This is a genomic window from Curtobacterium sp. SP.BCo (genome assembly GCF_051903265.1).
Classification (GTDB): domain Bacteria; phylum Actinomycetota; class Actinomycetes; order Actinomycetales; family Microbacteriaceae; genus Curtobacterium.
In genome coordinates, this window is sequence record NZ_CP194337.1 from 1,693,205 (window position 1) to 1,705,052 (window position 11,848).

General features: G+C 71.6%; 9 protein-coding genes. 2 read left to right on the forward strand and 7 right to left on the reverse strand.

Features of this window, described 5'->3' with window-relative positions; all coding sequences use genetic code 11:
* Positions 1-76: 76 nt before the first annotated feature.
* The gene (locus tag ACRQ4B_RS08155; RefSeq protein ID WP_439694196.1) at positions 77-667 is read right to left on the reverse strand and encodes a TetR/AcrR family transcriptional regulator; all 591 of its coding nucleotides are present in this window, start codon (positions 665-667) and stop codon (positions 77-79) included.
* Positions 668-789: 122 nt separating this feature from the next.
* Here ACRQ4B_RS08155 and ACRQ4B_RS08160 point away from each other — a divergent pair, with 122 nt between their 5' ends.
* The gene (locus ACRQ4B_RS08160; protein ID WP_439694197.1) at positions 790-1,626 is read left to right on the forward strand and encodes an alpha/beta fold hydrolase; all 837 of its coding nucleotides are present in this window, start codon (positions 790-792) and stop codon (positions 1,624-1,626) included.
* 140 nt (positions 1,627-1,766) lie between these two features.
* Here the strand turns inward: ACRQ4B_RS08160 and ACRQ4B_RS08165 are convergent, their stop codons facing one another.
* Together ACRQ4B_RS08165 and valS are read right to left on the reverse strand one after the other, a co-directional pair.
* A complete protein-coding gene (locus tag ACRQ4B_RS08165) occupies positions 1,767-2,018 on the reverse strand; it encodes a hypothetical protein (RefSeq protein WP_439694198.1) in 252 nt (83 codons plus the stop codon).
* Between the two features lie 41 nt (positions 2,019-2,059).
* Positions 2,060-4,651, reverse strand: coding sequence for a valine--tRNA ligase (valS, locus tag ACRQ4B_RS08170; protein WP_439694199.1), 2,592 nt, complete (start codon positions 4,649-4,651; stop codon positions 2,060-2,062).
* 251 nt (positions 4,652-4,902) lie between these two features.
* On the opposite strand from valS, the gene proP reads away from it, so the two are divergent.
* Positions 4,903-6,528: a glycine betaine/L-proline transporter ProP gene (gene proP, locus ACRQ4B_RS08175; protein ID WP_439694200.1), complete on the forward strand. Its 1,626-nt coding sequence runs from the start codon at positions 4,903-4,905 to the stop codon at positions 6,526-6,528.
* A 136-nt stretch (positions 6,529-6,664) separates the two neighbouring features.
* Here the strand turns inward: proP and ACRQ4B_RS08180 are convergent, their stop codons facing one another.
* From ACRQ4B_RS08180 to ACRQ4B_RS08195, 4 genes are all read right to left on the reverse strand, one after another.
* On the reverse strand, positions 6,665-8,275 hold the full coding sequence (locus ACRQ4B_RS08180; protein ID WP_439694201.1) for an ATP-binding cassette domain-containing protein: 1,611 nt from the start codon (positions 8,273-8,275) through the stop codon (positions 6,665-6,667).
* Positions 8,272-9,141 (reverse strand): ABC transporter permease, encoded by an 870-nt coding sequence (locus ACRQ4B_RS08185; RefSeq protein ID WP_439694202.1) that lies wholly within the window; start codon positions 9,139-9,141, stop codon positions 8,272-8,274. Before ACRQ4B_RS08185 ends, ACRQ4B_RS08180 begins: the two co-directional genes overlap by 4 nt.
* A complete protein-coding gene (locus ACRQ4B_RS08190) occupies positions 9,138-10,064 on the reverse strand; it encodes an ABC transporter permease (RefSeq protein WP_439694203.1) in 927 nt (308 codons plus the stop codon). The genes ACRQ4B_RS08185 and ACRQ4B_RS08190 overlap by 4 nt, the downstream gene beginning before the upstream one ends.
* Before the next feature lie 126 nt (positions 10,065-10,190).
* Positions 10,191-11,819, reverse strand: coding sequence for an ABC transporter substrate-binding protein (locus ACRQ4B_RS08195; protein ID WP_439694204.1), 1,629 nt, complete (start codon positions 11,817-11,819; stop codon positions 10,191-10,193).
* Between the last annotated feature and the right edge of the window lie 29 nt (positions 11,820-11,848).

Here is an 11,848-nt window from a genome sequence, read left to right on the forward strand (position 1 = left end):
CTACGCGCGGAACGGCCTCCTACACGCGGAACGGCCTCCCACGCGCGGAACGGCCTCCCACGCGCGGAACGGCCCCTCAGCGGGTCGCGGCGTCGATCAGGGTCTCGGCGGCGCGGCGGGCGTGCGCGGCCGGCTCGGTCGTGCCGGCGATGGCGGCGGTGGTCTGCGCGCCCTCGGCGAGGAGCGCGAGCTGCGCGGCGAGCTCCTCGGCGCGTGCCGGGTCGGGGACCGCGTCGGCGGTGAGGTCCTGCACGAACCGCTGGAACGAGTCCTTGTGGTCGCGCGCGATCTCGGCGACCGCGGGGGAGGTCGCGCCGAGCTCCCCGAACGCGTTGATGAACCCGCAGCCGCGGAAGGTGTCGTCGCCGAACCACGACTCGAGGAAGTCGTACATCGCCAGGAGCTTGTCGCGCGGGATCACGGCGGCGTCGACCGCTCCGTGCACGCCGCGCTCCCAGACGTCGTGCCGGTCGGCGAGGACGGCGGCGATGAGCTGTTCCTTGCCCGGGAACGCCGCGTAGAGCTTCTTGAGGGAGACCCCGGCAGCGGTGCGGATCTCGTCCATGCCGACGGACTGGATGCCGCGCGTGTAGAAGAGTCGGTCGGCGACGTCGACGATGTGGGCCCGGACGTCGGGATCGACGGTCGAGAGCGTGTTGGCTGCCATGGACGTACCCCGTTCGCTGCGTGTTCACCGTCCCCCGCTTGCACGGGGAACGAACGTTCTCTACTGTAGGACACATCGACGGAGAACGCCCGTTCTCCGCGAGGCTCAGGGAAGGAACCACCATGGGTGCCATCACCGTCGGGACCGAGAACAGCGTCGACATCGAACTGCACTACGAGGACAAGGGGACCGGCCAGCCGATCGTGCTGATCCACGGCTTCCCGCTCGACGGCAACTCGTGGGAGGGGCAGGTCCCGCCGCTCCTCGAGGCCGGCTACCGCGTGATCACCTACGACCGCCGCGGGTTCGGGCAGTCCTCGCAGCCGTCCACCGGCTACGACTACGACACCTTCGCGGACGACCTGCACACCGTGCTCGAGACCCTCGACCTGCGGGACGTCATCCTCGTCGGCTTCTCGATGGGCACCGGCGAGATCGCCCGGTACATCGGTCGCCACGGCGAGGAGCGGATTGCCAAGGTCGCGTTCCTGGCCTCGCTCGAACCGTTCCTCGCGATCACCGACGACAACCCCGACGGCGCCGGCCCGATGTCGTTCTTCGAGGGCATCGCGGCAGACGTCAAGAAAGACCGGTACGCGTACTTCACGAACTTCTACCAGGACTTCTTCAACCTGTCGGAGAACCTCGGCACCCGCATCTCCGAGGAAGCCGTCCGCAACGCCTGGAACGTCGCCGCCGGTTCGGGCTCGATCGCGTCCGCCGCGGCACCGCTGACCTGGCCGACCGACTTCCGTCAGGACATCCCGAAGGTCACCGTCCCGGCGCTCATCGTGCACGGCACGGCGGACAACATCCTGCCGATCGACGCCACCGGTCGCCGCTTCACCAAGGCCCTGCCGGCCGCGGAGTACGTCGAGATCGAGGGCGCCCCGCACGGCCTGCTCACCACGCACACCGCCGAGGTCAACGAGGTGCTGCTGGGCTGGCTCGCGAAGTAGCCGCCACGGGGTCGGGAACGACCACATCGTGAGCAGGAATGGTCGGGTTCCCCGCGGGGACCCGACCATTCCTGCTCACGAAGCTCCTGCGCGCAGAGCTCCTGCGCGCAGAGCGAGCGACGCACGTGACGACCCGGCGCTCAGTCCTCTTCCGCGGCGTCGTCCGGGTTCGTGACCTGCGCGCGCCCGGCGTCGTCGAGGTGGATCGACGTGCCGTCGTCGAGCGCCACCATCGGCTTGCCCTCGAGGAACGTCAGCGTCCAGCCCCAGCCGGTCGTGTCGACGGACTCCTGCGTGAGTTCGGCCTCGACCTCGCGCACGGCGACGACCACCGCCTCGGGGAGTTGCCCGGGTGCCTCGGCACCCACGTTCCACCGTCTGCCCAACTGCATCCGTGCCTCCAGTCCGTCTGCCGATCCCGTCGCGGACGCGACTAGGCCTGCTGCTCGGCCAGCTCGATCTCGGTCACCGCGAGCTCCTCGCCGTCCGTGAACGACAGGTTCTCGATGCGGCCGACGGCCGCCAGGTCGACCGCCGCACGCTCGATGAGCGCGCGCGTCTCGGCGGGCGCCGCGACCACGGCGCGCGTCACCGGCGTCTTCTGCGAGGCCTTCGCAGCGGTCTTCGCGCCGCGGATGCCGATCAGCGCCTGCCCGACGGCGGCCAGCAGCCCCGAGGGCTCGGCCTGGGTGGGCAGCTCGGCCACGGTCGGCCAGGAGGCCCGGTGCACGCTGGTCTCGTGGGTCCAGGCCCACACTTCCTCCGTCGCGAACGGGAGGAACGGTGCCAGCAGCCGGAGCAGTGCGTCGATCGCGGCGCGCAGCGCCAGGACCGCGCTCGCCTGGGTCTCGTGCGTCGACTCCGCCGCGGTGCCGTACGCGCGCTCCTTCACGAGCTCGAGGTAGTCGTCGCAGAAGGTCCAGAAGAAGCGCTCCGTCACCTCCAGTGCGCGGGCGTGATCGAAGCCGTCGAACGCAGCGGTCGCCTGCTCGATGACCGAACCGAGCTCGGCGAGTACGTCGACGTCGAGCGGCTCGGTGACGCTCGTGGCGCCCTCGGGCAGCGGGAAGCCGTAGACGAACTTCGCCGCGTTGAGGACCTTGATCGCCAGACGACGGCCGACCTTGATCTGCTTCGGGTTCTGCGGGTCGAACGCCGCGTCGGTGCCGAGCTTCGACGAGGCCGCCCAGTAGCGCACCGCGTCGGCGCCGTGCTGCTCGAGGATCGACAGCGGCGTGACGACGTTGCCCTTCGACTTCGACATCTTCTTGCGGTCGGGGTCGACGATGAAGCCGGAGATGCTGGCGTGCTTCCACGGCACCGTGTCGGCCTCGAGCTGGCTGCGGAGCACCGTGGTGAACAGCCAGGTGCGGATGATGTCCTGCGCCTGCGGGCGGACGTCGTACGGGTACACCAGGTCGTAGAGCGCCGGGTCGGTCTCCCACTTGCCGGCGAGCTGCGGCGTGAGCGACGAGGTGGCCCAGGTGTCCATCACGTCGAGTTCGCCCTGGAAGCCGCCCGCGACGCCGCGCTGGTCCTCGGTGTACCCGGGGGCCGGCTCGGACGCCGGGTCCACGGGCAGCTGCGCCTCGGTCGGGACGATCGGCTGGTCGAACACGGGGTTGCCGTCACCGTCGAGGGGGTACCAGACGGGGAGCGGGACGCCGAAGAAGCGCTGGCGCGAGATCAGCCAGTCGCCGGACAGGCCGCCGACCCAGTTGTCGTAGCGGACGCGCATGAAGTCCGGGTGGAACGCGATCTCCTCGCCGCGCTGCCGGAGCGTCGCCTTGAGCTGCTCGTCCCGGGCACCGTTGACGATGTACCACTGGCGGGTGGAGACGATCTCGAGCGGCTTGTCGCCCTTCTCGAAGAACTTCACCGGGTGCTGGATCGTCTTGACGTCGCCGATCAGGTCCCCGGCCTCGGTGAGGGCGTCGACGACGACCTTCTTCGCCGAGAAGACGGTCTTGCCGGCCATCTCGGCGTAGAGGGCCTTGCCCTGCTCCGACTCGATCCAGCCGGGCGTCTCGCTCTTGACCCGTCCGTCGAACCCGATGATCGCGCGGTTCGCCAGCTGCAGCTCGCGCCACCACACGACGTCGGTGGTGTCACCGAACGTGCAGACCATCGCGATGCCGGCGCCCTTGTCCTGCTGCGCGAGGTGGTGGGCGAGCACCGGGACCTCGACGTCGAACAGCGGGGAGCGGACCGTGGTGCCGAAGAGGTCCTGGAAGCGCTCGTCGTCCGGGTGCGCGACCAGGGCGACGCACGCGGGGAGGAGCTCGGGGCGGGTGGTCTGGATGACGACGTCACCGCTGCCGTCGGTCTTGTGGAAGGCGATGCCGTGGTAGGCGCCGGGCATCTCCTTGTCCTCGAGTTCGGCCTGGGCGACGGCGGTGCGGAACGTGACGTCCCACAGCGTCGGGGCGTCGGCCTGGTAGGCCTCGCCGCGCTCCAGGTTGCGGAGGAACGCCCGCTGGGCACTCGCGCGGGAGGTGTCGTCGATGGTGCGGTACGACTGCGTCCAGTCCACCGAGAGGCCGAGCGTGCGGAACAGGTGCTCGAACTGCTGCTCGTCCTGCACGGTCAGGCGCTCGCACAGCTCGATGAAGTTGCGGCGCGAGATCGGCACCTGGTCGGCGGCCTTGCTCGACTTGTTGTCGCCGCCCTCGAACGGCGGCACGAAGGTGGCGTCGTAGGGGAGCTGCGGGTCACAGCGCACGCCGTAGTAGTTCTGCACGCGGCGCTCGGTCGGCAGGCCGTTGTCGTCCCAACCCATCGGGTAGAAGACGTGCTTGCCGCGCATGCGCTCGTAGCGGGCCTTGAGGTCGGTGTGCGTGTACGAGAACACGTGGCCGATGTGCAGCGATCCGGATGCGGTCGGCGGCGGGGTGTCGATCGAGTAGACGGCGTCCTTGGTCGCGCTGTCGCGGTCGAATCGGTACGTGCCGTCCTGCTCCCAGACCGGGCCCCAGACGTCTTCGAGTCCGTCCACCGTGGGCTTCTCGGGCATGGGCTTGGTCATGGCGGCCTTCCGTTCCGTGCGGTCCTGGGACCGCTCTGTGCGGCACCGAGTCCGTGATGAGGTGCCTGAGTGTGCGCGCGTGCTGCGCGGTGTACCCCAGGCTACCCGCTCGTCCCCAGGTCTCCGGCGTTGGCTCCGGTCCGGGCGCATCACACCTGACATTTCGCTGCGCCTGAGCGTCTGATAGTCTGTCGGAGTTTGTTCGGCGGGCGCTCCCACGGCTCGCGAGCCGCAGTGTTGCCGTCCGTCGGATGCCCGAAGGAAAGACTCAGCACTACCGGAGGACCATTTTGCCGACGAACAACCCGACGGAGTCCCACAAGGGACACCCCGTCAAGCCCGTGCGGAGCAAGGCCCAGGCCAAGCGCGCCCGACGCAAGCTGACCGAGGACGACGTCACCGTCGTCGAGGAGTCGCTGCTCAAGCGTGCCGTCGCCGCCGCCGCGCTCGGCAACGCCATGGAGTGGTTCGACTTCGGCATCTTCGCGTACCTGACGGTGACGATCTCGCAGGTGTTCCTGCCGCAGGGCGACCCGGCCGCGAACATCGTCGCGACGTTCGGCTTCTTCGCCGCCGCCTTCATCGTGCGACCGATCGGTGGTGCCGTCTTCGGCCCGATCGGCGACAAGATCGGCCGCCAGAAGGTCCTCGCCCTGACGATGATCCTGATGGCCGCCGGCACGCTCATGATCGGCCTCATCCCGTCGTACGACTCGATCGGCTTCTGGGCGCCCATCCTGCTGCTCGTCGCCCGCTTCGTGCAGGGCTTCTCGACCGGTGGTGAGTACGGCGGTGCCGCGACCTTCATCGCCGAGTACTCGCCGGACAAGCGCCGCGGGTTCATGGGGTCGTGGCTCGAGTTCGGCACCCTCGCCGGCTACGTGCTCGGTGCGTCGATCGTCACCGGCCTGCAGTTCGGTCTCTCCGAGGACGCCCTGCTCAGCTGGGGCTGGCGCATCCCGTTCATCATCGCCGGGCCGCTCGGGCTCATCGGCCTCTACCTGCGGCTCAAGCTCGAGGAGACCCCGGCCTTCCAGAAGCAGCAGGAGCAGGCCGCCGAGCGCGAGTCCCAGAAGACGCCGTTCCTCAAGCTCTTCGCGGAGAACTGGCGCTCGCTCATCATCTGCATCGGCCTGGTCCTCGTGTTCAACGTGACCGACTACATGCTCCTGTCGTACATGCCGACCTACCTCGAGCAGAACCTCGGCCAGAACGCCACGTTCGGCCTCATCCTGATCGTCGTCGTGATGCTGCTCATGATGGTCGTCATCACCTTCGGTGGTCGGCTCTCCGACAAGTTCGGTCGCCGTCCGGTGCTCGCCGCCGGCTGCATCGGCTTCATCCTGCTGTCCTGGCCGGCGCTCAAGCTCGTCCAGTCCGGCACGGGCTTCGGGGTGTTCGCGGGCCTGCTCATCCTCGGTGTCGTCCTCGTGACGTTCACCTCGACGATGCCGTCCACGCTGCCGGCGCTGTTCCCGACGATCATCCGCTACGGCGCCCTGGCGATCGCGTTCAACGTGTCGGTGTCGCTGTTCGGTGGCACGACCCCGCTCGCGACCTCGGCGCTCATCAACTGGGCGAAGGACTCCGGGTTCGGGTGGGCCGAGGACATCCCGGCCTTCTACCTCATGCTCGCCGCCGTGATCGGCCTGGTCGCCGTGTACTTCACGAAGGAGACCGCTGCGACGCCGCTCATGGGCTCCGGCCCGACGGTCGGCTCGGAGGACGAGGTCGCCGAGGTCATCGCGGACTACAACGACGAGTCGTCGGAGTTCGCGCAGTCGGACTGGGCGAAGGAGTTCGCCACGAGTGAGATCCCGATCATCTCGGGTGACGCCCCGTCCGGCGAGGCCCCGAAGGAGCCGGCCGGCTCGTAGCCGCGCGCGCCGAGGCTCGGCCCCGCGGACAGATCGCGTGCTCCGGAACGCGGAGACTGTCCGCCGGGCCGAGGCTCGGGCATGCGGAGCCGGGGCCGGGGCCGGGGCCGCGGCCGGGGGCCGGGGGCCCGGGCCGCTAGCGCCGCGCGGCCAGCCGCTCGGCGGCGTGCAGCAGTCGCGCGGTCACGGGGTGCGTCGGCCGCTCGAACACCGACGCCGCGGGGCCGTGCTCCACGACACGGCCCTCGTGCACGACCAGCACGTCGTCCGCCATCCGTCGCACGGCGCGGAGGTCGTGCGACACGAACACCATCGCCACGCCCGTCTCGTCACGGAGCCGTTCGAGCAGGGTCAGGACGGCGTCCTGCACCGTGGCGTCGAGCGCCGTGACGGGTTCGTCGAGCACGATCACCTCGGGTGACGTCGCCAGTGCCCGGGCGATCGCGAGCCGCTGCCGTTGCCCGCCGGAGAGCGTCAGCGGGGAGCGCCGTCGGAGTGCCGGGTCGAGCCCGACCTGCTCCAGTGCGGCGTCGACCCGCCGCCCGAGCGGACCGCGGGCGGAGCGTTCGGCGCCGGCGGTGAACGCGTCGGCGAGGACCCGTTCGACGCTCCAGCGCTCGTCGAAGGTCGCCCCCGGGTCCTGCACCACCGCGGCGACCCGGTGCCGCCGTGCACGTCGGTCGCGTTCGTCGAGGGGGACCCAGGGCGCCTCGTCGAGCGTCACGACGCCGGAGTCGGGTGTCTCGAGCCCGAGGAGGATCCGCGCGAGCGTCGTCTTGCCGGAACCCGACGCACCGATCACCCCGAGGACCCGCCCGCGCCCGAGCCCGAACGACACCTCGGCGAGTGCGGGGACCCCGTCGAACGAGCGCGTGAGTCCCTCGGCCGCGAGCACCGTGCTCGCACCGTGCGAGGTTCCGTCCTCGGTGCGTGGCTCGGAGCCCCGCACAGCACGTGGAACCTCGCACACTGCACCCGGAGCGGCGTGCGCGGCCGCGCGCACCAGCGCCCGCGTCGCCTCGTGCTGCGGCGCATCGAACACGGTGTCCACCGCGCCCTCCTCGACGATCCGGCCGTCGTGCATGACGGCCACGCGGTCGGCCCACCCGGCGACGAGCCCGAGGTCGTGCGTGATCACGAGCAGCCCCGCTCCACGCGACTGGGCGGCGCGGAGCTGCTCCATCACCGTGACGGCCACCCCGGCGTCCAGCGCGGTGGTCGGTTCGTCGGCGACGACGAGTGCGGGGGCGCCGATCGTCGCCGCGGCGATGAGCGCACGCTGGCGCATCCCGCCGGACAGCGTGCTGGCGAGGCGGCCGTCGGTCGCGATCGCCGGGTCCAGCCCGACCGCGGTGAGCGCGGCCCGCACGGCCTCGACGCGGGCGGCGGCCGACAGCTCGGTGTGGAGGCGAAGGGCATCGGCGACCTCGCGGCCGACGGGACGGAGCGGGTCCAGGGCGCCGAGGGCCTCCTGGCCGACGTAGCCGACCCGCGATCCCCGGACGCTGCGCCACCGACGTTCCGAGAACGCGCGCACGTCGAGCCCGGCGACCTCGAGTCGGTCGGCCCGGACGGCGGAACCGGCGGCGGACAGTCCGAGCGCGGCGCGCGCCGTGACCGTCTTCCCGGAGCCGGACGCGCCCACGAGGGCGACGCACTCGCCGGCGTCGACGCGGAGCGCGACGTCGTGCACGACGGTCGTGCCGCCGATCGCGACCGTGAGGCCGCGTAGGTCGAGGACGGTCATCGGAGGGCTCCCGTTCGTCTGATCGCCCGGCCGAGCACGGTCACCGCGGTCGCGAGCACCACGATCGCCAGGCCGGGGAAGGTGCTCATCCAGGGAGCGGTCTGCAGGTAGGTGCGGCCGTCGGCCAACATCGCGCCCCACTCCGGCGCGGGTGGCGGTGTGCCGACGCCGAGGTAGCTGAGCGCCGAGGCCCAGACGATCGCCTGCCCGACACCGAGCGTGCCGACGGCGACGACGGGCCAGAGTGCGGCGGGCAGCACGTGGCGGGCGACGATCCGGGCAGGGGAGCGCCCCATCAGCACCGCGGTCTCGACGACCTGCGACTGCCGGGCACGGAGGACGAGCCCGCGGACGATCCGGGCGTACCCGGGCGCCGTCGCGAAGCCGACCGCGAGCGTCGCCGGCACCGGACCGGGACCGGTCACCGCGATCACGACGAGCGCGACGAGGAGCAGCGGGAGGGCGAACGCGACCTCGCTGACCCGTCCGACGACCGCGTCGGCGACCCGCCCGCCGAGCCCGGCGACGACGCCGAGCAGGACGCCGGTGCCGCCGCCGACGAGGGTCGCGACGACCCCGACCACGAGCGACGCCCGCGTCCCGGCGACGACCCGCGCGAGGACGTCGCGGCCGGACTCGTCGGTGCCGAACAGGTGGTCGGCGCCCGGCGCCCGGAGCGCGTCCGACGGGTGCACGGCGAGCGGGTCGCCGCCGCCGAGCAGCCCGGGCCACACCGCCGCGACGACGGCGACCGCCACCACGACGGCCGCGACGTTCCCGGCCGGACCGAGCGTCCCCCCACGGAACCGCTCGGACCGGTCGCGTCCGGCACCGGCCGGGAGGCGCGGGTCGGCGATGCCGCTCACGACGCCTCCGCCTCGGGTCGGTTCGCGCGCGGGGCGCGGCGTGCGCCTGCGCTGCGCGGGTCGACCGCGCGCTCCACCAGGTCCGCAACGGCCAGCACCACCACGTAGGCAGCGGCGGACACGAGGGCGATCCCGGCGACGAGGGGCATGTCGCGCTGGGTCACGGCCGTCACGAGTGCGCGTCCGATGCCCGGCAGCGCGAACACCGACTCGACGACCACGGCCCCGGACACCAGCGACCCGAAGGCCCAGGCGGACAGGGCGATGCCGGGGAGTGCGGCGTGCCGGAGCAGGTGCCGGCCGAAGAGCCCGGCGCGCGTCTCGCCGCGGCTCCGGGCAGCGAGCGCGAACGCGGAGCGCTGGGCGTCGACCACGCCGTCGCGGACCGTCTCGGCGAGGTACCCGGCGACCGGCACCGCGACGGTGACGACCGGCAGCACCCAGCCCCGGACGGTGCCGTCGCTCACCGCCGGGACCCAGCCGAGCGCGCTCGCGAAGACCACGATGAGGACGCTGCCGAGCCAGAAGTGCGGCGTGACGCTCGCGGTGACGCTCAGGGCGCTCGTCAGGGCCGAGGCGAACCGGCCGCGCTGCGTCGACCACCACGCGGCGACGATCGCCAGGACCCAGGCCACGACGAGCCCGAGCGCCGCGAGCGTCAGCGTGACGGGCAACTGCTGCCCGAGGAGCGTCGCGACCGGGGTCCGGAAGGCGTAGGAGTCGCCGAGGTGCCCCGTCACCAGTCGGCCGAGGAACACCGCGTACTGCACGAGCACCGGACGGTCCAGGCCGTACTCCTGCCGGACCTGCGCCACCGCCTCGGCCGAGGCCTGCGACCCCGGACCGCCGAGGATCGCGAGCGCCGGGTCGCCGGGGATGAGCCGGACGGCGACGAACACGATCGTGGCGACCGCCCACAGCACGCCGACGCCGCCGGCCAGGCGGCGGAGTCCCCACAGTGCCCAGGCCGACCACCCGGCGGACGCGCTCCGACGTCCGCGACGCGATCCGTTCCTCCCGGCCCTCGGACGCGACCCTGCCCGCCGCACCTACCGGTCGATCCAGGCCGAACCGAACCAGGGCGTCGAGACGGCGGTGGTGCGGATGCCGTGGACCGCGGAGCGGTACAGGAAGTGGTTCTGCTGGTCGTACAGGGGGAGCACCGTGCCGCTGGACAGGATGATCCGCTGGGCCTGCTCGTACAGGTCGCCGCGCTCCGAGGTGTCCGACGTGCGGGCCGCCCGCTGCAGCAGGTCGTCGAGCTTCGGGTCGTCGAGCTGCGCGAGGTTCGCGAAGTACCCGGACGGCGCGGGGGTGATGCTCGCGCTGTCGTACAGGATCCGCAGGACGTCCGCGCCGACCTTCGTGTACGGGGCGCTGACGACGTCGTACTCGTTCGCCGCGAGGGCCGCGTACCAGCTGGACAGGTCGAGTTCCTTGAGGACCACCCGGAACCCGACGGCCTTCTCGGACGCCTGGATCTGCTGGAACAGGCTGCGCTCCGCGGGCACCGACTGGTTCGTGGACACCGGGAAGGTGACGGTCAGCTGCTTGCCGTCCTTCTCGCGCACGCCGTCGCTGCCGACCTTCCAGCCGGCGTCGTCGAGGAGCTGCTTCGCCGTCGCGGGGGAGTACTCGAACAGGCTCTTGTCGGAGTACCCGTACGGCTCGACGCTCGAGAGCACCGAGTACGAGCGCTTCGCGGTGCCGAGGAACAGGCTCCGGATGCCGGGGTCGACCTCGGCGCCGGCGATGAAGGCCTTGCGGACGGCCTCGTCCTGGAAGACGCCGTGGCCGGAGTTCAGCTCGAGACGGTTCGACGCACCGGGGCGCGGTGCGTCGAGGTCCCGGATGGTCCCCTTCGCCGAGGCGGCCTTGAGCTGGTCGGGCTGGGCGTTGTCGATGACGTCGACCTGGCCGGACTGCAGCGCCGCGTAGCGTGAGGTCGAGTCGGGCAGGAAGCGCCAGGTGATGCCGTCGAGGCGGGGCTTCGTCGAGCCGGTGAGCGGGGTGTAGCCGGTGTTCTTCCGCAGGGTGACCCGGTCGCCGTGCTTCCAGTCGGTGATCCGGAACGGGCCGGTGCCGACGGGGGATTCGCAGTTCGCCTCCTGCGAGCGCTGCAGTGCCTTCGGGGACTCCATGCCGACCCAGGGCTGCGAGAACGACTCGAGCAGCGCGCTGTCCGGGCGGCTCAGCGTCAGCGTCACGGTGTGCTCGTCGGTGGCCGTGGCCTTCGTGATCGACTGCAGCGCGAGGTACCCGGTGCTGGACGCGGTGGCCGGGTCCTGCACGTGCTCGATGTTCGCGACGACGGCGGCGGCGTCGAACGGGGTGCCGTCGGTGAAGGTCACGTCGTCCCGGAGCGTGAAGGTGAGCGTCCTGCCGTCGTCGCTGGTGGTCCAGGACTTCGCGAGTGCGGGCACCGGCTTGCCGTCGTCGAGCGCGGTGAGCTCCTCGATGTACTGGCTCGACAGCAGTGCCTGCGGGTAGTTGCCGCCGACGTGCGGGTCGAGGCAGGTCGGTTCGGCGTCGCCGGACGCGTAGACGAGCGTGCCGCCGGCGACCGGCGTGCTGTTCGAGGTCGCCGTCCCACCGCCGGTGCACGCGGAGAGGACGAGGAGGAGCGCGGCGGCGCCCGCGACCGCAGCAGCGGTTTTCTGTACTGAGTCCAAGATCATGGCTGCACGAGTCTAGCGGTTTACTGGGG